The organism is Streptomyces sp. P9-2, assembly GCF_051903975.1.
Lineage (GTDB): Bacteria > Actinomycetota > Actinomycetes > Streptomycetales > Streptomycetaceae > Streptomyces > Streptomyces cellulosae.
On record NZ_CP192633.1, the window covers coordinates 6,267,111 to 6,286,088 of the forward strand.

Annotated in this window: 15 protein-coding genes and 1 pseudogene; 5 read left to right on the forward strand and 11 right to left on the reverse strand. The window is 71.1% G+C overall.

Features of this window, described 5'->3' with window-relative positions; translation table 11 throughout:
- Positions 1-204: 204 nt before the first annotated feature.
- From ACQY0Z_RS28335 to ACQY0Z_RS28355, 5 genes are all read right to left on the reverse strand, one after another.
- Positions 205-1,368, reverse strand: a complete 1,164-nt coding sequence (locus tag ACQY0Z_RS28335) for a M20 family metallopeptidase (protein WP_381727023.1) — start codon at positions 1,366-1,368, stop codon at positions 205-207.
- 29 nt (positions 1,369-1,397) lie between these two features.
- Positions 1,398-2,711, reverse strand: a complete 1,314-nt coding sequence (locus ACQY0Z_RS28340; protein WP_254586301.1) for an MFS transporter — start codon at positions 2,709-2,711, stop codon at positions 1,398-1,400.
- A complete protein-coding gene (locus tag ACQY0Z_RS28345; protein WP_381727020.1) occupies positions 2,708-3,631 on the reverse strand; it encodes a polysaccharide deacetylase family protein in 924 nt (307 codons plus the stop codon). The genes ACQY0Z_RS28340 and ACQY0Z_RS28345 overlap by 4 nt, the downstream gene beginning before the upstream one ends.
- A 64-nt stretch (positions 3,632-3,695) precedes the next feature.
- Complete coding sequence (locus tag ACQY0Z_RS28350; RefSeq protein WP_347225250.1) at positions 3,696-5,288, reverse strand: N-acyl-D-amino-acid deacylase family protein; 1,593 nt, start codon at positions 5,286-5,288, stop codon at positions 3,696-3,698.
- Between the two features lie 198 nt (positions 5,289-5,486).
- Positions 5,487-7,193 (reverse strand): PucR family transcriptional regulator, encoded by a 1,707-nt coding sequence (locus tag ACQY0Z_RS28355; protein WP_439813032.1) that lies wholly within the window; start codon positions 7,191-7,193, stop codon positions 5,487-5,489.
- Between the two features lie 110 nt (positions 7,194-7,303).
- Between ACQY0Z_RS28355 and ACQY0Z_RS28360 the strand changes: the two genes are divergently transcribed.
- Together ACQY0Z_RS28360 and menC are read left to right on the forward strand one after the other, a co-directional pair.
- Complete coding sequence (locus ACQY0Z_RS28360) at positions 7,304-8,176, forward strand: GNAT family N-acetyltransferase (RefSeq protein ID WP_439813033.1); 873 nt, start codon at positions 7,304-7,306, stop codon at positions 8,174-8,176.
- Positions 8,173-9,369 (forward strand): o-succinylbenzoate synthase, encoded by a 1,197-nt coding sequence (gene menC / locus ACQY0Z_RS28365; protein WP_381727016.1) that lies wholly within the window; start codon positions 8,173-8,175, stop codon positions 9,367-9,369. The genes ACQY0Z_RS28360 and menC overlap by 4 nt, the downstream gene beginning before the upstream one ends.
- 606 nt (positions 9,370-9,975) lie before the next feature.
- Here menC and ACQY0Z_RS28370 read toward each other — a convergent pair.
- The 6 genes and pseudogenes from ACQY0Z_RS28370 to ACQY0Z_RS28395 form a co-directional block, all read right to left on the reverse strand.
- The gene (locus tag ACQY0Z_RS28370) at positions 9,976-10,809 is read right to left on the reverse strand and encodes an HpcH/HpaI aldolase/citrate lyase family protein (protein WP_254586295.1); all 834 of its coding nucleotides are present in this window, start codon (positions 10,807-10,809) and stop codon (positions 9,976-9,978) included.
- A complete protein-coding gene (locus ACQY0Z_RS28375; protein WP_254586294.1) occupies positions 10,806-11,675 on the reverse strand; it encodes a hypothetical protein in 870 nt (289 codons plus the stop codon). Before ACQY0Z_RS28375 ends, ACQY0Z_RS28370 begins: the two co-directional genes overlap by 4 nt.
- A gap of 20 nt (positions 11,676-11,695) precedes the next feature.
- Complete coding sequence (locus tag ACQY0Z_RS28380) at positions 11,696-13,072, reverse strand: MFS transporter (RefSeq protein ID WP_189907078.1); 1,377 nt, start codon at positions 13,070-13,072, stop codon at positions 11,696-11,698.
- Positions 13,073-13,248: 176 nt separating this feature from the next.
- Positions 13,249-13,353 (reverse strand): annotated as a pseudogene (locus tag ACQY0Z_RS28385) (hypothetical protein); the annotation flags it as partial.
- Between the two features lie 492 nt (positions 13,354-13,845).
- Complete coding sequence (locus tag ACQY0Z_RS28390; RefSeq protein ID WP_439813034.1) at positions 13,846-14,637, reverse strand: alpha/beta fold hydrolase; 792 nt, start codon at positions 14,635-14,637, stop codon at positions 13,846-13,848.
- 52 nt (positions 14,638-14,689) lie between these two features.
- Positions 14,690-15,643 (reverse strand): LysR family transcriptional regulator, encoded by a 954-nt coding sequence (locus ACQY0Z_RS28395; RefSeq protein ID WP_254586292.1) that lies wholly within the window; start codon positions 15,641-15,643, stop codon positions 14,690-14,692.
- A gap of 131 nt (positions 15,644-15,774) precedes the next feature.
- Between ACQY0Z_RS28395 and ACQY0Z_RS28400 the strand changes: the two genes are divergently transcribed.
- The 3 genes from ACQY0Z_RS28400 to ACQY0Z_RS28410 are packed head-to-tail and all read left to right on the forward strand — an operon-like array spanning position 15,775 to position 18,975.
- On the forward strand, positions 15,775-16,986 hold the full coding sequence (locus ACQY0Z_RS28400) for a CaiB/BaiF CoA transferase family protein (protein WP_439813035.1): 1,212 nt from the start codon (positions 15,775-15,777) through the stop codon (positions 16,984-16,986).
- Between the two features lie 43 nt (positions 16,987-17,029).
- On the forward strand, positions 17,030-18,196 hold the full coding sequence (locus ACQY0Z_RS28405; protein WP_189907068.1) for an acyl-CoA dehydrogenase family protein: 1,167 nt from the start codon (positions 17,030-17,032) through the stop codon (positions 18,194-18,196).
- Positions 18,193-18,975 (forward strand): electron transfer flavoprotein subunit beta/FixA family protein, encoded by a 783-nt coding sequence (locus ACQY0Z_RS28410; RefSeq protein WP_439813036.1) that lies wholly within the window; start codon positions 18,193-18,195, stop codon positions 18,973-18,975. The genes ACQY0Z_RS28405 and ACQY0Z_RS28410 overlap by 4 nt, the downstream gene beginning before the upstream one ends.
- Positions 18,976-18,978 lie beyond the last annotated feature (3 nt).

The window sequence follows — 18,978 nt, forward strand, 5'->3', positions numbered from 1 at the left end:
CCCCTCCGGCCGAAGGAGCAGGTAGGCGGGCGAGGTGCCGGCCACCCACCGATGCGGTCAGAGGCCCCGCTCCGTGGGGGCGAGCGGGGCCCCTCTTCGGCCCCCGTCAGATGCGGCGGGGGCCGGTTGTCACCGCGTCCCCCGTCAGATGCGGCGGGGTCGGTCGTTATCGCGTCCCCCGTCAGATGCGGCGGGGGACGGTGGTCACCGCGTCACGGTCAGCGCGTGGAGCAGTGCGGCGGCCAGCGCCGTGCGTTCGGTCATCCCCCCGAGGCTGATGTGCTCGCCCCGGGCGTGCGCCCCGTCGCCCACGGCGCCGAAGCCGTCGAGCACCGGCACACCGAGCGCGGCGACGAAATTGCCGTCGCTGGCCCCGCCGACCTCACACTCCGCGAGATCGACACCGATGTCCGCCGCCAGGCCACGGGCCAGCGCGAACAGCTTTGCCGTGCCCTCGGAGCGCTCCATGACAGGCCGGTTCCACTCGCCGCTGACGGTGACGGTCGCCCGGGGGTCCGCGGGCGCCACGGCGGCGAGTGCCGCGTCGATCCGGTCGGCCTCGGCCCGGGTACGCACCCGGACGTCCAGGTGCCCGACCGCCGAGCCCGCCGTGACATTGGTCCGCGTCCCGCCGGTCACGACACCGACGTTGACCGTGGTGCCGGCCTCATGGTCGGTCAGACCGTGCAGCGTCAGGACGATACGGGCCAGCTCGTCGACGGCGCTGACCCCGCGCCCCGGGTCGAGGCCCGCGTGGGCCTCGACGCCGGTGACGTCGACGCGGAAGATGCCGACGCCCTTGCGCGCGGTCTTCAGCGCGCCCGCCGCGCTCGCCTCGAAGACCAGGGCGGCCCCGGCTCCCTCGGCCGCCGCCTCGATGACCGGCCGGGAGACCGGGCTGCCGATCTCCTCGTCCCCGTTGAGAACCAGCCGGATCGGCGGCCTGGACAGGCCCGCCTCGGCGAGGACGCGCAGCGCCCACACCGCCTGCACCAGGCCGGCCTTCATGTCGAAGATGCCGGGACCGGTGGCCCGGTCGCCGTCGACGCCGAACGGCCAGCCGGCGAGGGTGCCCTGGGGCCACACGGTGTCGTAGTGGGCCAGGACGAGCACGGGCGCGGTGCCCTCGCCCGGGTAGTCGTACACCCGTACGTCGCCGTACTCGCCCCCGCCGGTGGTGCCGACCGCGGCGGGTTCCCCGAGCCGTTCGCGCAGCCAGGCGTCGATACGGGCCAGTCCGGCCTCCAGGAGGGGCCTGTCGTCGCTCGGCGTCTCCAGCTCCACGTAGTGGGCCAGGTCCTCCAGCATCTCGTCGTGGTGCTTCGCCACCCGCTCCAGCAGGGCGGCGGTGTCCGTGTGGGGCGCCATGGCTGTCTCTCTCCGATCGCGGCCAGGGATCATGCGATCTGCCGGTCCTTGGTCTCCGGCATCGTGCTGTAGACGGCTGCGCCGATGAGGGCGGCCGCCGCCACGTAGACCCAGACCAGGTCAGCGTGGCCGTTGGTGCTCATCCAGGTGGTCACGTACGGGGCCGTGCCGCCGAACAGGGCGACGGACAGGGCGTACGGCAGACCGATGCCGGTGGTGCGGACCTCCGGCGGGAACTGCTCCGCCATGACGACCGCGCAGTTGGCCGAGTAACCGATCATCAGCACCAGGCCGATGACCTCGATGACGAGCAGCCCCCAGAAGCTGTCGGCCAGGAAGTGGAAGGCGGGCCAGGCGAAGAGGAGGAAGCCGACGGCGAACGCGGTCATGGTCGGCTTGCGGCCGATCCGGTCGGACAGCAGCCCGCCGAACGGCAGCAGGACGAGGAAGACGGCCATCGCCACGGTGTTGGCGAGCAGCGCCTGGTTGAGCGGGATGCCGGTGGTCACGTGGGCGTAGGACGGCAGGTAGCTGACCCACACGTAGTAGACGAGGGTGCCGGCGACGGTGATACCGGCGACCCGGAGAGCGGCTCCCGGGTGGTCGCGGACCATCGCCACCACCGGGTTCACGCGCTGCCGTCGCCCGGCCCCGGAGCGGATGAACGACTCGGTCTCGGGCACCGAGTGCCGCAGCCACAGCCCGACGAGACCGAGTGCGGCGCCGATGGCGAACGCCAGACGCCAGCCCCAGCTGTGCAGGGCGCCGTCGTCGAGGGTGGAGGTCAGCACGGTGCCGAGGAACGAGGCGATCAGCGCGCCCGCGCCCACCGAGACCTGCTGCCAGGACCCGGCGAACGCGCGCCGTCCCTTGGCGGCGGACTCCACCAGGAAGGCGGAGGACGAACCGAACTCGCCGCCGGCGGAGAAGCCCTGGACCAGCCGGGCGAGGACCAGCAGGAGCGGGGCGGCGACGCCGATGGCCGAATAGGTCGGACAGACCGCGATCACGAGGGAGGACCCGGCCATCAGGGCGATGGTGAGGGTCATGCCCTTCTTACGGCCGTGGCGGTCGCTGTACGCGCCGAGCACGGCACCGCCGATCGGGCGCATGACGAAACCGACGGCGAAGACGGCGAGGGTGGCGAGCAGGGCCGCCGACCCGTTGTCCGGAGGGAAGAACCGGTCGGCGAAGATCGGCGCGAACGTCGCGTAGACGGCCCAGTCGACCCACTCGACGGTGTTGCCGACGGCGCCGGCCACGATCGCCTTGCGCTGCGAGCGGCTGAGCCTGTGGTCGTCCTGCCGGGGTGGGCCGCCGGGTCTGCTGTCGGTGACGGTCATGGGGTCTTCTCCTGCGGTGCGGTGCCGGCCGCCTGGTCCAGGACGTACTCGGCGATCTGTGCGTGGGTGGCGTACCAGACGTCGGAGCGCGCGGAGATGTGCTCCAGCAGCTCGGACAGGATCGCCATGCGCGAGCGGTGGCCGATGATGTGCGGATGCATGGTGAGCTGGAACAGGCCGCCTTCGGCGTACGCCTGGTCGAACTCGTCCTTCCAGATGGACAGCACCCCGCGCGGTGGCGTGTACGGCCTCAGGGAGCCGAAGCGCTCCATCATGAAGTACGGGGCGTCGTCGCGGATCCACTCCACGGGGATCTCGACCACGCCGGTGGGCTCACCGCCGGCGAGCAGTTCGTAGGGCTCGTCGTCCGCCATCAGCGACGAGTCGTACACCAGTCCCAACTCCCGCGTGATCGCCAGGGTGTGCGGGGAGAAGTCCCAGGAGGGCGTGCGGATGCCCACCGGCCGGGCGCCGGTGAGCCGCTCGAGGGTGTCGGCGGCGCGCAGGGTGAGTTCCCGTTCGGCTTCGGCGGGGATCTGGGTGTTGCGCTCGTGGATCCAGCCGTGCAGGGCGACCTCGTGGCCGTGCTCCACGTAGGAGGCGGCCTCGCCCTCGTGCAGCAGCGCGGAGACGGCGGGGACGAAGAAGGACGCGGGCGCCTGGTGCCGCTGGAGCAGCCGCAGGATGCGCGGGACGCCGACGCGTGCGCCGTACTCGCCCTGGGCGAGCTTGCCCGGCAGCGTCTCGGCATCACGCAGCGGAATGGTCTCGTGGTCGGAGTCGAAGGACAGCGCCACGGCCACCCGGGCGCCGCCCGGCCATGTGCTCGGGCTCAGCGAGCGGCCGGCGCGGACCCGGTCCACGTGACCGCGCCAGGTCGGCTCGTCCCACTGCCAGGGCGGGGGAGTCTGTTCGGGCATGACGTACCTTCCGGACGTTCGGTGCTTGAGTCGGAGGGAGGGGGGATCGCGGATCGAGGCCGGGTCAGGCCGAGGGTGTGAGCCGCCGGCCGCGGCGAGGCCCGGTGTACGTCCGGCCGTCGACCACCATGGCGCCCTCCTGCATCACCCAGGCGATGCCGCTCGGCGGACGGACCGGGTCGCGGTAGTCGCACTCGTGGTCGATCGTCTGCGGATCGAAGGCCACCAGGTCGGCGATCAGGCCCTTGGCGACGGAGCCGCGCTCGGGGATGCGGAAGACCTCGGCCGGCAGTGAGGTCATCCGGCGCACGGCCTCGCCGAGCGGGAGGATCCGGTGCCGCCGCACATACTCCGCCAGCACCCGGGGGAAGGTGCCGAACAGCCGGGGGTGGGGCTTGCCGCCATTGCCGGGGGGCAGGCCGTCGGAGCCGACCATGGTGTCGGCGTCGGCGAAGGCCGTGCGGACGTCCTGCTCGTCCATGGAGAACAGCACCATCGTGACGTGCAGTTCCTCCTCGCGCAGGATGCGGACGAAGGTGTCGAGCGGCAACTCGCCCGCCGCGCGGGCCAGTTCCGCGACGGTCTGGCCCTCGTAGCGGTGGCTTGCGGTGGTGGAGACCAGGATGCCGTCCCAGCCGGCGCCGTGCAGGTGACTGTCCCAGCCGGGCAGGCCGGACTCCATCATCACGGCCAGCCGGCGGCGCTGCTCGGCCGAGGCCAGCCTGGCCAGCACACCCTCGTCGCCGTCGGCGAGGAAGGGCGGCGGAAGCAGCGCGGTGAGCATCGTGGCGCCGGCCGTGTAGGGGTAGATGTCCTTGGTGAGGGACAGCCCGGACTCCGCGTGCTGGTGGATGCGGTCCAGCGCGGCCGGCATCCGGCCCCAGTTGCTGCGGCCGTTGGACTTCAGGTGGGAGATGTGCACCCGGCATCCGCCTTCGGTGCCGATCCGGGCACTTTCGTCGATCGAGGTGAGCAGTGAGGCACCCTCACCGCGCATATGGGTGGTGTAGAGGCCGTCGGCGCCCAGGTGCCGGGCCAGGGCGACGAGTTCCTCGGTCTCGCTGAAGACCGCCGGCGGGTACACGAGTCCGCTGGACATGCCGAAGGCGCCGCCTTCCAGCGCGAGGTCGAGCTCCCGGCCCATCAGACGCAGCTCGTCGGCGTCCGGGGTGCGGTCGGCCATGCCGAGCACGGCGATGCGCAGTGTGCCGTGCCCGACCAGCGGGGCCCAGTTGGTCACATGGCCGTGCGCGTCCGCTATCTGGGTGAACTCGGCCCACGTGGACCAGGCGAACTCCATGGGCGGGAAGATCCGCTGGGTGAACGAGGCGAACGCCGCCACGGAGTCGGCGCGGGTCGGCGCGAGCGAGAACCCGCAGTTGCCGGTGACCTCGGTGGTGACGCCCTGAAGAATCTTGGAGGTCTCGTCCTCGGGCAGCAGCGCCGCGTTGTCGGCGTGGGAGTGGACGTCGATGAACCCGGGGGCGATCACCAGGCCGGTGGCGTCCACCGTGGGGATGTCACCGGCCGGGACGGCCCCCGGGGCCTCGACGGCGGCGATCCGGCCCGCCCGGATCAGGACGTCCGCCCGCACGGGCTCGCGCCCGCTGCCGTCGGCCACGGTTCCGCCGCGGATCAGCATCTCGTTTCGGGGCAAGTCGGGTTCCTCCTGGCAGGACCGGCGATGGCACCGGCAACGGCCCCGTCCGGGGCGTCACCGGCGGGCGGGGAAAGCCGGGCACCGGCAGGGGCCCGGCCCACGGACCGGTCTTGCCGGGGCGTCGGTGCCCTGCCGGTCAGTCTGCGCGCGCCCGATGTCCGGTGTCCTTGTAGGCCAGGACGAAGTTCCCGGCGGTCACTTGTCGCCCGCGTCAAGGGCGGCGGCCCGCACCGCGCGCAGCCGGAGCTGCAGATGGGCGAGGAGCACGGCGTCCGCATCGCCGAAGTCCAGCCCGCTCACCTCGCGGATGCGCCGCAGCCGGTAACGCAGCGTGTTGACGTGGATCTGCAAGCGGGCCGCCGCGTCGTCCGCGACACCGGCCGAGGCGAGATAGGCCGCGAGCGTCCCGGTCAGTACGCCGAGCTCCCCGTCGTGCTCGGCGAGCCGGTGCAGCGGACCGGTGGCGTCGGGGAGACCGAGGGATTCGGTGGCGTCGGCCAGTGCCAGCAGCATGGCGGTGAGCGCCACGTCGTCGAGGGTCGCCACCCGGGAGCCACTGGCGGCGGCGGGATGCCGCAGGGCTCGCAGCGCCGCATCCGCCTGGGCCCGGGCCTGCGTCACACGCGCCGCGGACTCGGCCGGCCCGCCGACGGCGACGACATGGCCGCCGGCCAACGGGGAGCGGGACAAGAAGTCCCGGGCCAGCCCGCGGGTGCCGTCCAGCGCCTGCGACGGACTCGAGCGGGGCCAGGCCAGCAGGGCGTACACGGCGTCGTTGCCGCACACGGTGACGGCCGAGGGGTGGACAGCGGCCAGGTGCAGGGCGAGCACGTCTTCGAAACGGCGCCGCTCCGCTGCCGCGGCCGCGTCGGCTCCAGGGCTCCTTCTCCCGGCACCCGCGAGGGGCGGTGCGGCGGCCAGTACGCACAGCGGACCCGTCTCCAGGTGCAGTTGTCTGGCCGCGTCCGCTCCGGCCGGTCCCCCCGCCAGAACGGCTGCCGCCAGCTCGGCGCGCTGCTGCCGTGCCCAGCTGCTGGAGGCCCGGGTGTTGACCAGGTGCAGGGCGACGAGAGGGGCGATCTGCTCCAGCCGACGCGCGAGGTCGTCGGTGAGGGGCCGAGGGACGGCCGCCCACACGTAGCCGACGACTTCCGCACCGGCCCGCACCGCCATGGCGGCACGCGACAGCATGCCGGGAGCGACAGGTTCGATGTGGACCGGGCCGCTGGAGGCGTGCAGGCGGGCGAAGTCGCCGCGGACGCGCAGTTCGTCCAGCCAGCGGTGGTGGACGGCACGGCCGAGGATCGACTCCACGCGCGCCTCGTCGGCGCCGCGCTGCCCGGTGGACCAGGCGAGCACGGCCGCGGAACGGTCCTCGACGGTGACCGGCGCCTGAAGCATCTCGGCGATGGTGTTGGCGATGCTGAACAGGTCGCCGCCGACGCCGTCCCGCGACCGACGGCTGTCCCGGGAGTGATCCAGCAGCCGCTCCCGGATCATGGAGGCGACGTGCATCCAGGACGCGTCCGGATTGACCTCGACCACGGCGACCGGACTGTCCTCCAGCCCGTCCGGCACCGGGCCCTTCAACGCGAGCACCGCGGCACCCGCCGCCTGCATGGCCCGTACCAGCGTGGCCGCGTCCGCGCGGTGACCGTCCCACCCGGCGCCGGCTTCCGCGCCTTCGGTGGACTCACCGGGCCGGCCGGGACTTCGCAGGCCGGCGGGTGACAGCCCGACGCCCAGGACGACACACCCGCGTTCCAGCTCCGCCCCCGCGGCCGGGTCGTGAATGACGACGCCGGTCAGGGGCCGGTCCGCGCCGGGGCCCTCGACGGCCATCCGCAGCAGCGTGGGTCCCATCTCCGCCACCAGCCGCCGTGCGGTGAGCCCATGATCCATGAGCGCATCGTAGGCGCCCCTCGCGTCCTGTCGTCCGCGACAAGGCAGGACCGTGAGCCTTGACGCGGACGACGAGGCAGGGGCACCGACGACCGGGCAGCCTGCGGGGCATGGACCCGGACGTACGGGTGCGGAGCATCAGTGACCGCACCGGACTCGAAGCCCTCACCGCTCTCTTCATGCGGGTGTGGAGGACGGGGCAACCGCAGGTGCCCTTCCCCGTGCTGCGCGCACTCAGCAGCACCGGAGGGATGGTCCTCGGCGCCTACGCGGCCGGGCAGTTGGTCGGTGGCGCGGTGGGGCTGTGCGGCGCCGACCCGGCCCGCCGCGGCCTGCACTCGCACATCGTCGCCGTCGACAGCGGCGCACGCAGGACCGGAGTGGGCACAGCCATTAAACTGGCCCAGCGCGACTGGTGCCTCACGCGTGGCATCACCACGATGACGTGGACCTTCGACCCGCTGATCCGGCGCAACGCCACCTTCAACATCGCCCGTCTGCATGCGGTCGGCGTGTCCTATCACCCGGACTTCTACGGGCCCATGGACGACGGCTACAACGCGGGCGTCCCGACCGACCGGGTGCTGGTGCGCTGGGACCTGACCGCCGGCTCCACGCCCGCCGGTGGCGCACCCCACACCATCGAGGGGGGCCCGGACCGGACCGCCGGACGAGTGCCGCACGAACGGCTGCACGTCCTGGACGTCGGTGAGGACGGCCGGCCCCGCCGGCTCGCGCCTCTGCCGCACCCGCCCGCCGCCGCGCCGCCCCGGGGCCCGGCGCCGTCCGTCGAGGCGGAGGTCCGGCTGCGCGTCCCCGGAACGCTGCACCGCGACCGCGAACTCCTCAGCGTCTGGCGGCCCGCTCTGCGCGACGCGATGAGTCCACTGCTCGACGCCGGACACCGCTGGACCGGCGTCACCGGCGACGGCTGGTACGTCCTCAGCCCTGCCGGGGCCACACCTCACAAGGAGCACGCATGAAAATCGAATCGGTGGAACTGCTGCGCGTCGGCATGCCGTTGGTCTCCCCGTTCCGCACCTCGTTCGGCACCCAGTCCCGCCGGGACGTGCTGCTGGTACGGGTGATCACGCCGGAGGCCGAGGGCTGGGCGGAGTGCGTCGCGATGGCGGAGCCCCTGTACTCCAGTGAGTACGCCGGCGCGGCCCACCGCGTCACGGCCGACCACCTGCTGCCGCGGCTGTTCGCCTCCGGCGACGTCACGGCGGCGGCGGTGGCCTCGGCGCTCGCCCCGGTGCGCGGTCACCGCATGGCGAAGGCCGCGGTGGAGGCCGCGGTGCTGGACGCCGAGCTGAAGGCGGCCGGGGTACCACTGGGCCGACACCTCGGCGCCACACAGTCCCGGATCGTCTCGGGCGTCTCGGTGGGCATCCACGACTCGGTGCCGGAGCTGCTGAACACGGTCGGCCGCTGTCTGTCCGACGGTTACGCCCGGATCAAGCTCAAGATCGAGCCCGGCTGGGACATCGAACCCGTCGCCGCCGTGCGGAAGCATTTCGGTGACGACATCCTCCTCCAGGCAGACGCGAACTCGGCCTACACACGCGCCGATGCCCGGCACCTGGCCGGGCTCGACCCGTACGGGCTGCTGATGCTGGAGCAGCCGCTGGAGGAGGAGGACGTGACCGGCCACGCCGAGCTGGCCCGGTCGCTGACCACGCCGATCTGCCTGGACGAGTCGATCGTCTCCGCGCAGGCCGCGCACGAGGCGATCCGGATCGGCGCGTGCGCCGTCGTCAACATCAAGCCCGGCCGGGTGGGCGGCTATCTGGAAGCCCGCCGCGTGCACGACGTCTGCGCGGCGGCCGGGGTGCCGGTCTGGGCGGGCGGCATGCTGGAGACGGGGATCGGGCGGGCAGCCAATCTGGCGCTGGCCGGCCTCCCCAACTTCACCCTGCCGTCCGACATCTCCGGCTCGGACCGCTACTACCGCCAGGATCTGACCGAGCCGTTCCGGGTGAACGACGGCACGATCCCGGTACCGGACGCACCGGGCATCGGCGTCGCCCCCCTCCCCGAGATCCTCGACGAGCTCGTGACAGAACGGGAGACGCTGCGGCCGGCCGGACGGGTGAGCGTGAGGCGGGTGCCCGTGTCCGACGCACGATCAGGAGGGGCGGACGAGCCCTCCGGCGGTACGACCCCGCCGGGGTGAACCCTCTGCTGCCCGCCGACTCCGTGCGGTGATCGCCGCGGCAAGACCACGAACACGCCTGAACTGATCACACGGGTGCCGACCCGGTCCGCCGCGTTGCGAGCGACTCCGGTCGTCTCGTCCGCCCGCCAGGGGATGTCGCTGGTGAGGAAAGGGAGGGCGGGCGGCCCGCCGGCGGGCCGCCCGCCCGTCACCCGCCACGACGTAGGCGACGGCTCCGCCTGGTACGTCGCCCACCCGCACGGAGGCCGGGGGCGTCGCGGACGTCGTTGACGCCCTGCTCGCGACGGCACGCGGACGACGGCCACCGCTTCCTCTTCGTCATCAACCACACAGACGACACCGCCGACGGCACCGGCCCACGGGCGTGAACTCCCTCACGACCGTGGCGTCGCTGAACGACTCGTCGCGCCGCCGCTGGACACGGCCGTCGTACACGAACGCTGACACCGGTCCGTCCGGAACCCCGGTCGGGACGCCGCGTGCTGCTCCACGGGGCCGACGCACACGCCGGGGTGGGGCGCTGCCTCGACCACCGCCCACCCCGGTTTCCCGCACCGCACGTTGTGTTCTGGCCCCGGTGCGGATCGGTGCCCGAGAGCGCGTCTAGCCCGCGGTGTGTGGCTCTGCAACCCGGGCCAGGATGCCGCGGGCCCGCTCCACCACCGGCTTGTCGACCATGTGGCCGTCCACGGTCGTGACCGACTCCCCGGCGTCGACGACGGCCCTGGCCCACCTGATTTCGCTGTCGGTGGGGGCGAATCCGTCGGATACCGGACCGATCTGGGCGGGGTGGATGCACAGTTTGCCAGTGAAGCCCAGACGGCGGGCGTGCCCAGTGTCGGAGGCGAGAGCGCCCAGGTCGTGTACGGCGGTGGTGACGCCGTCCACCGGCGGCAGGATGCCGGCTGCCGCCGAGGCGAGTACCACCCGGCTGCGGGCGTACGTCAGAGCCAGGCTGTCATCGGGGGCGACGCCGAGTCGGGCGGCCAGGTCGACGTTGCCGAAGGCGAGTCGCACGACTCCCGGAACGGAGGCCACCTCGTGTGCCCGCTCGACGCCAAGTGCCGTCTCGACGAGTGGAATCAGAGGGCAGTGCCCAGCGGTGCGTGAGGCGATCTCGCCGAGCACGGCGGGGTCCTCGGCCTTCGGCACCATCACCGTGCAGCCGCGCTCGGCGGCCATGGCGAGGTCCGCCTCGAACCAGGGGGCACCCGGCGCGTTGAGGCGTACGACGGCCCGATCGTCCAGGCCAGGCCAATCGGCGGCAGCCTGCCGGGCCTGCTCCTTCCGGTCGGCGGCGACGGCGTCTTCCAGGTCGACGATGACGAGGTCGGTGCCGGAACGGACGGCCTTGTCGAAGCGGTCGGGGCGGTCGCCCGGAACGAAGAGCAGGGTGCGGGCGGTGGCGACGAGCCGGAACTTCTCGGGCATGCTCATGCGAACGTCACCTCGGCGGTGGCATGCCGCGGGTCCCGGTGGGTGGCGGCCCGGAGCCGGACCGTGCCGCCGGACTCGGTACCCTCGGCGACGAGGTGCTCACCGGCGAACACCGGCCGGCGCAGTCGGAACGAGAGCGAGCGCACTTGTCGTCCGGGTGCGTTGCGGCGGACCACGTCGAGCATGAGCAGGGCGAGCAGCGGGCCGTGCACGACGAGTCCGGGGTAGCCCTCCGTGTCCCGGCAGTAGGGGGCGTCGTAGTGGATCCGGTGGGCATTGGCGGTCAGGGCGCTGAGGCGGAAGAGCAGAGTCGGATCAGGCTTAAGGCGCAGGTGCCAGGGGTTCTCGGAGGCGGGGACCGAGCGCTCGTCGATGGTGGACGGGTGCTCTCCGGCGCCGCTGCGCCCGGAGCGGTAGACGATGTCCTGTTCTTCCACCATGCACAGGCGGCCCGACTGGCGGAACTCCTGGCGTTCGGTCACGAAGAGCAGTTCGCCGGTGCGGCCCTGCTTGGGAGTGACGGCGGCGAGACTGCTGATGCGCTCGGCCGGTTCACCGAGGCGGAGCGGTTCGATGATGTCGCAGCGTCCGCCGGCGAACATGCGCTGTCGGTCGGGAACGGGCGGAAGGAACCGGGCGTCGCGCAGGTGACCGTCGGAGCCGAGTTCGCGCTGGGCGGGCCAGTGCAGGAAGTGGAACCACTGCCACAGCGGGGGCAGCGGATCGCCGGGCCGTGCGGCCGGACCGGGCAGGTCCAGGAGGGCGGACACGGCGGTGGTGGGGGCCGGGTCCATGGGGTCGTGCGCGGTGACGGGGCCGGGGTTCCACGTCTCCACGTAGGAGCTGAGCGGGGCGGCTGAAGGCATGGTGGAGGCGACCTCGTGTTTCAGGAGAGCGGTGCGGTCTTCGACGGCTGCGGAGCTGCGGCGGAGGACTGGGCCGCATCGAGGTGAGAGGCCCGGGAAGGTTCCCTGACCAGCAGGGTGGCCAGGAACGTCAGGCCGACGCACCCGGTGACGTACCAGAAGAAGAGGTTCTCGTGCCCGGCGTTCTTCAGGGCGAGTGCGACGGGCTCGGTGAGGCCGCCGAACGTGGCGGTGACCAGTGCGTGCGGCAGGCCCACGCCGAGGGCTCGAACCTTGGTGGGGAACATCTCGGCCTTGATGATGGCGGCCAGCGCGGAGTAGCCGGTGACGAAGGCCAGCGCGAGGGTCATGAGCAGGAAGGCCACCCAGGGGCTGCCGGTCCGGCCGAGAAGCGTCATCAGCGGCACGGTCAGTACCATGCAGCCGCCGGAAAAGGCGAACATGATGGGGCGGCGGCCGACGCGGTCGGACAGGGCGCCGACGGCAGGCTGCAGCATCATGTAGACGAACAGTGCGGCGAAGCCGATCACGGTGACCGTGGACTTCGGTATGCCGGCTGTGTTCACCAGGTACTTCTGCAAGTACGTGGTGTAGGTGTAGAAGGCGACCGTGCCACCGATAGCGAGGCCGAACACCGCCAGAAGCTGGCGCGGGTACTCCGTGAAGAGCGCGATCAGGCCCTTGCGTTCCCGGGCATCGGGGCCCTGGACAGCCTTGCGGGCCTGTTCCCTCTCGAAGTGCTCCGACTCCTCCATGGCACGGCGCAGATACATCACGATCAGGCCGGCCGCCGCACCGATCATGAACGGGATGCGCCAGCCCCAGCTGTGCAGCTGGTCCTCGCTGAGCACGTTCTGCAGTCCGATCGCCACGGCCAGAGCGGCGAGCTGGCCCATGACGATCGACACGTACTGGAAGCTGGAGTAGAAGCCGCGCCGTCCCGGGGGAGCGATTTCGGAGAGATAGGAGGCGCTCGACCCGAACTCGCCGCCGACGGACAGGCCCTGGGCCAGCCGTGCCAGGACCAGGAGGGTCGGGGCCCAGAAGCCGATGGCGTCGTGTCCGGGCGCGAGGGCGATGGTCAGTGACCCGGCGCTCATCAGAGTGACCGACAGGGTCAGCGCCCGCCGCCTGCCGAAGCGGTCTGCGTAGGCGCCGAGCAGCCAGCCGCCGAGGGGACGCATCAGGAAGCCAACGGCGAATACGACTGCCGTGGACAGCAGTTGGGCTGTCTGGTTCCCTTCGGGGAAGAAGACGGACGCGAAGTAGATGCTGAAGGTTGCGTAGGCGAACCAGTCGTACCACTCGACCAGGTTGCCCAGACAGCCACGCATGACGTTCGTGGTGACGCGTTTGCGGTCGTGCGTGGGTGGTGCGGGGGTGCGGCTCTGCGACATGCGAAGCTCCGTTGCTCTTGTCGCCCGGGAGGGGGAATGCGGCTCGGACGGGGTGTCAGCGCAGGGTGAAGGGATTGCCCGCGGGGGTGCCGGTAGTGGTCCGGACGCTCTTGTTCGAGGTGGGCCGTGATCGGGTCGACACGGTTCTCGCGGCCGACGCCGGAGTCCTCAACACCACCGAAGGGCACCGGACAGCTGACGGCGCGATAGGCGGTGACCCAGACAGTGCCGGAGCGGACGCGCTCCGCGAGCGGAAGGCACAGCTGATGTCGGCCCTCCACATTCCTGCGCCCAGGCCCTCACGGCTGTCGTTGGCGATGGCGCCGGCTTCGTCCTCCTCGATGAAGGGGATGACCGCGAGACGGAGCCGAAGACCTCCTCGGCGATGTGCAGGTGTCGCGGACGCCGGTGAGAACGGTGGGCTCGACGAACCGGCCGTTGCCGCACTCTGCCGCGGTGGGGGCGGAGCCGCCGAGTGCGAGCCGGGCGCCTTCCTCGCGGGCGATGCGGAGGCAGTCGAGCACCTCGAAGTGCTGGGCGGGTGTCACGACGGGCCCGACCTGGGTGTTTTCGTCCAGCGGAAGGTTCGGCTCATCCGTGGCGACCTCCGTCCACTCGGTGGCTTAAGTGCCACACATCATGAGCAGTGATGCAGCAAGCTGAACAATAGAAATGCTTGATGGGGTCATGTCTGCAGCGCATAGAGGGCGCGAGAGCAGGAAGCAGTCGGAGTCATCACCCGGCTCGGCCGGCCCGCCGCGCCCTGTCACCTCTCAGCTGAAGAAGTCACGGACCGGGGTGCCGGCCTCCGGCCGGCCTTCCTCGAAGTAGGTGTGCCGGGCTCCGGGGAAGAGGTGGGTCCGGGTGTCGGGGATGCGGCCGGCGAGAAGGGCGACGTTTCTGGCGGGCGTAAGCCGGTGGTGGTCAGCGTGGAGGATCAGGGTGGGCGCTGTGATGGAAGGGAGGGCTTCCCAGGTGTTGTGCCGATCGCTGGCGAGGAGATGACCGCAGCGGGCGAGTGGAGGCATCGTCGGGTCGCCCAGGGTGTGGTGGGGACCGGCGGAGTGCCTCACGAGCCAGCCGGGGCTGTACATGAGGTCGGTCAGGGCCTGCCGTACGGCTTCGGGATCGGCCTGGGCGAGGGACCGGCGTACCGACGTGTCGCGTTCGACGGCGTAGGGCCCGCCGGGTGATGTGCACCCTAGGGCGCGGCCTGGGTGGCGAACGGCGATCCACTGGGCGACCTGGCCGCCCATGGACGTTCCGTAGCCGTCGGCTCGCTCGATCCCCAGTGAGTCGAGGACGGCGACCGCGTCCTGTGCGAGACGAGGGGTGGAGTAGCCGTCGCGCGGTTTGTCGCTCGTGCCGGTGCCGCGGTAACCGAGGGTGATCGTCCGGTGGGTCTTGTCGAAGTCGCCTCGCACGCCGTCCCACCAGTGGTGATTGTTCGCCTGGCCGTCCAGGAGCACGAGCGGCCGACCGGTGTCGCGGCTCCGGTGGGTCACAACGATTCTGTCGTCGGTGCGCGCGTACGAGGTGCTGTGGTCTTCCGTAGTGGTGGGCATGCCCTCCTCGCAGGGGGAGCGGAATCGGTCATCCTCGGGTGACGGGGCGCCGTCACCCGTCCCCCGCGGCGTCTTCGGATGTCTGCAATTCGGCGGAAGGCCATTGCTCCCGCGAGACGGCCGTCGTGATCCGGCCGACCAACGCCCGGGCGACGACCGCGACGGCCGGGGGCACGCGTCCGTACCGGGCGGTCCCCAGGACGATCGACCGCCAGACGTCGGGCTCACACAGGGGTGCGGCGCTGAGGCTGCCGTTCGCCACATCTTCGGCGATGCCGACGCCGGGCAGGATCGTCCAGCCGTGTCCCGCCACGACCAGCTGTTTCTGTACACGCATGGAGTTGGTCTGCACAGTGACCCCCATGGTGCTGTCCGACCGGGCCGCCGCCGCGTCGATCAGCGTGCGCAAGGCATGGCCCGAGGCCGGCATGACGAGGGGGTGCGCCGCTACCTCCGCGAACGCCACCGGGTTGTCGGCGCGCAGACCGGCCGAGGCGGGCGCGACCGCCCACAGGCGCTCCCGTACCAAGGGTCGGGCGTTGAGTGACGGGGTGCTGTCCAGGTTGTAGAGCAGCGTGAGGTCGAGGTCGCCTTCGTCGAGCCATTGCTGAAGATGACCGGAGTAGCCGGTCATCAGACGAAGATCCACCCCGGGATGCGCTCTGCCGACAGCTGCGACCAGCTGCTCGGCGAGAAGATCGCTCGTACTCTCCAGCAGGCCGACTGTGACGATGCCGGTCACTTGCCCGGAGCGGGGCTGAACCTCGGCTCGCGCCCGCTCCAGTTCGCTCAGGGCCCTGCGAGCCCGGTCGACCATGATCTGGCCGGCGTCGGTGGGGCGCATGCCCTGCCTGGTGCGCTGGAAGAGGGGGACGCCGAGTTCCTCCTCAAGGGTGCGGATCTGCCTGGTGACTGCGGGCTGCACCAGGTGCAGCAGCTCGGCCGCGCGCGTGACGCTGCCCACCTCGGCCACCGTGACCAGCGCCCTCAGCTGTTTGACGTCCATCCGGGGTCACCCTCCTCAAAACATCCGCAGCACGTATGGCGTCATCAAAAATCGCTATTTCACTTAGCCGGGAATGAATGTTCATGATGGTACGCCAGTCCTGGTCAACGACACCTTCCGGAGGTCGACACATGGCCGACAACTCAGCGCCGCCCGCCGGTGGTCTCCCCTTGTCCGGCGTCACCGTCGTGAGTGTCGAGCAGGCGGTGGCCGCACCTTTCGCCACCCGCCAGCTCGCCGACCTCGGCGCACGGGTGATCAAGGTGGAGCGACCGGGTGGGGGCGACTTCGCCCGCCGCTACGACACGACGGTGCACGGCGAGTCCAGCTACTTCGTGTGGCTCAACCGCTCGAAGGAGTCGGTGACGCTCGACCTGAAGTCCGAAGAGGGACGCGAAGTCCTGGAACGACTTCTGGCGCAGGCGGACGTGTTCGTCCAGAACCTCGCCCCCGGTGCCGCGGCCCGCATGGGCCTAGGTGCCGACGACCTGGCTCGGCGGTTCCCCTCGCTGATCCCGTGTTCGATCTCCGGATACGGTACGAGCGGCCCCTGGGCCGACCGCAAGGCGTACGACCTGCTCGTCCAGTGCCAGACCGGCCTTGTCTCCCTCACCGGAAGCGCTGAGGAAGCAGCCCGCGTGGGAGTGTCCATCGCCGACATCGCCGCCGGCATGTACGCGTACAGCGGGATCCTCACCGCTCTGCTCACGCGGGCCACACAGGGCTCCGTCCGGGCCGTCGAGGTCTCGCTGTTCGAGGCGCTGGCGGAGTGGATGGGCCAGCCCGGCTACTACACGGCGTACAGCGGCGCTCAGCCCCCGAGGGTCGGGACCCAGCACGCCACCATCGCCCCCTACGGCACCTACACCGCCGCCGACGGCACGGACGTCCTTCTCTCCGTGCAGAACGAACGCGAATGGGCTGCCCTGTGCGAGCACTTCCTGGACACCCCCGGGCTGATCGACGACCCGCGCTTTGCCACCGGGTCCGCACGAGTCAGCCATCGCCGGGAACTGAACGCCGTTCTGGCGGAGCGTGTCGCGGCCTCGGACGGCGAGGAGGTGATGAAGCTGCTGGACACGATCGGCGTCGCCAACGCGCCGGTCAACGACGTCAAACAGTTCCTCGACCATCCCGTACTCGCCGGTCGGGACCGCTGGCGGCAGGTTCGGATCCCGGGCGGTGAGACCGTCGCGGCCCTCCTGCCGCCGGTGGACCTGACCGGCACCACTCCGCGCATGGATGCCGTCCCTGCCCTCGGCGAGCACACCGAGCAGATCCTCGTCCAGCTCGGGTACGACACCACCCGGATCGACGCGATGCGAACCGCCGGCGCCGTCTGACGCTCGGAGCGAACACCGGCGTGAACCACAGCAAGGAGGCCCCATGAGCACTCTCGACATCCTGTCCGAGGACGAGCAGTTCATCGTCCGGACGGTGCACGACTTCGTCGTCAAGGACGTCAAGCCCGCCGCGCAGGAACTCGACCACACCAACACCTACCCCGAGACACTCATCGAGCAGATGAAGGAACTCGGCATCTTCGGCCTCGCGGTGCCCGAGGAGTACGGCGGTACTCCCGTCTCCACCCCCTGCTACGTGCTCATCACCGAGGAGCTGGCCCGGGGCTGGATGAGCCTGGCCGGCGCCATGGGCGGCCACACCGTCGTCGCCAAGCTGCTTCTGCTCTTCGGTACCGAGGAGCAGAAGCGACGCTATCTGCCGAGGATGGCCACGGGCGAGGTGCGCGCCACCATGGCACTCACCGAACCCGGTGGTGGCTCCGACCTCCAGGCCATGCGCACGGTCGCCCGCCGTGACGACGAGGGCTACCTCGTGAACGGCGCGAAGACCTGGATCACCAACTCCCGACGCTCCCAGCTGATCGCCCTCCTGTGCAAGACCGACCCCGATGCCTCCCCCGCCCACCAGGGCATCTCCATCATCCTCGTCGAGCACGGTCCCGGACTGACGATCTCCCGCGACCTGCCGAAGCTCGGATACAAGGGAGTTGAGAGCTGCGAGCTGTCCTTCGACGACTACCGCGCCCCGAGGGACGCCGTACTGGGGGGTGTGGAGGGCAAGGGGTTCGCCCAGATGATGAAGGGCCTGGAGACCGGCCGTCTCCAGGTTGCCGCCCGCGCACTGGGCGTCGGCCGGGCCGCACTGGAGGACGCGCTCGCCTACGCGCAGGAACGCGAGTCGTTCGGCAAGCCAATCTGGAAGCACCAGTCCGTCGGCAACTACCTGGCCGACATGGCGACCTCCCTCACGGCGGCCCGCCAGCTCACGCTCTACGCGGCCCGTGAGGCCGATGCCGGCCGGCGCGTGGACATGGAAGCGGGCATGGCCAAGCTGTTCGCGTCCGAGACGGCCATGCAGATCGCTCTCAACGCCGTCCGCATCCATGGCGGTTACGGCTACTCCACCGAGTTCGACGTGGAGCGCTATTTCAGGGACGCGCCGCTGATGATCGTCGGCGAGGGCACCAACGAGATCCAGCGGAACGTCATCGCGAGCCAGCTGGTCAAGCGAGGAGGACTCGAGGCGTGAACATCGTTGTCACTGTGAAGTACGTGCCCGACGCCACTGGCGACCGGCACTTCGCCGATGACCTGACCGTCGACCGTGACGACGTGGACGGTCTGCTCTCCGAGCTGGACGAGTACGCGGTCGAGCAGGCGCTGCAGATCGCGGAGAACTCGGACGACGACGTGGAGGTCACCGTCCTGACCGTGGGTCCCGAGGACGCCAAGGACGCGCTGCGCAAGGCGCTGTCCATGGGCGCCGACAAGGCCATCCACGTCGAGGACGACGACCTGCACGGCACGGATGCCATCGGCACCTCCCTGGTCCTGGCCAAGGCCGTCGAGAAGGCGGGTTACGACCTGGTCGTCTCCGGCATGGCCTCCACCGACGGCACCATGGGCGTCGTCCCGGCGCTGCTCGCGGAGCGCCTCGGTGTGCCGCAGGTGACGCTCCTGTCCGAGGTGAAGGTCGAGGACGGCAAGGTCACCGGCCGCCGCGACGGCGACGCCGCCTCCGAGCAGCTCGAGGCCTCCCTCCCCGCGGTCGTGTCCGTCACCGACCAGTCGGGCGAGGCCCGCTACCCGTCCTTCAAGGGCATCATGGCGGCCAAGAAGAAGCCGGTGGAGTCCTGGGACCTCTCCGACCTCGACATCGACGCCGACGAGGTCGGCCTCCAGAACGCCTGGACCACGGTGGAGTCGGCGTCCGAGCGTCCGGCCCGCACCGCGGGCACGATCGTCAAGGACGAGGGCGAGGGCGGCAAGCAGCTCGCCGAGTTCCTCGCGAGCCAGAAGTTCATCTGAGCC

What these genes read in the sequence shown, in the direction of transcription:
- ACQY0Z_RS28340 (WP_254586301.1), bottom strand. Translation starts at nt 2,711, where the DNA reads ATGACCGTCACCGACAGCAGACCCGGCGGCCCACCCCGGCAGGACGAC.
- ACQY0Z_RS28395 (WP_254586292.1), bottom strand. Translation starts at nt 15,643, where the DNA reads ATGGACGTCAAACAGCTGAGGGCGCTGGTCACGGTGGCCGAGGTGGGC.
- ACQY0Z_RS28400 (WP_439813035.1), top strand. Translation starts at nt 15,775, where the DNA reads ATGGCCGACAACTCAGCGCCGCCCGCCGGTGGTCTCCCCTTGTCCGGC.
- ACQY0Z_RS28360 (WP_439813033.1), top strand. Translation starts at nt 7,304, where the DNA reads ATGGACCCGGACGTACGGGTGCGGAGCATCAGTGACCGCACCGGACTC.
- menC (WP_381727016.1), top strand. Translation starts at nt 8,173, where the DNA reads ATGAAAATCGAATCGGTGGAACTGCTGCGCGTCGGCATGCCGTTGGTC.
- ACQY0Z_RS28370 (WP_254586295.1), bottom strand. Translation starts at nt 10,809, where the DNA reads ATGAGCATGCCCGAGAAGTTCCGGCTCGTCGCCACCGCCCGCACCCTG.
- ACQY0Z_RS28390 (WP_439813034.1), bottom strand. Translation starts at nt 14,637, where the DNA reads ATGCCCACCACTACGGAAGACCACAGCACCTCGTACGCGCGCACCGAC.
- ACQY0Z_RS28345 (WP_381727020.1), bottom strand. Translation starts at nt 3,631, where the DNA reads ATGCCCGAACAGACTCCCCCGCCCTGGCAGTGGGACGAGCCGACCTGG.
- ACQY0Z_RS28380 (WP_189907078.1), bottom strand. Translation starts at nt 13,072, where the DNA reads ATGTCGCAGAGCCGCACCCCCGCACCACCCACGCACGACCGCAAACGC.
- ACQY0Z_RS28375 (WP_254586294.1), bottom strand. Translation starts at nt 11,675, where the DNA reads ATGCCTTCAGCCGCCCCGCTCAGCTCCTACGTGGAGACGTGGAACCCC.
- ACQY0Z_RS28335 (WP_381727023.1), bottom strand. Translation starts at nt 1,368, where the DNA reads ATGGCGCCCCACACGGACACCGCCGCCCTGCTGGAGCGGGTGGCGAAG.
- ACQY0Z_RS28355 (WP_439813032.1), bottom strand. Translation starts at nt 7,193, where the DNA reads ATGGATCATGGGCTCACCGCACGGCGGCTGGTGGCGGAGATGGGACCC.
- ACQY0Z_RS28405 (WP_189907068.1), top strand. Translation starts at nt 17,030, where the DNA reads ATGAGCACTCTCGACATCCTGTCCGAGGACGAGCAGTTCATCGTCCGG.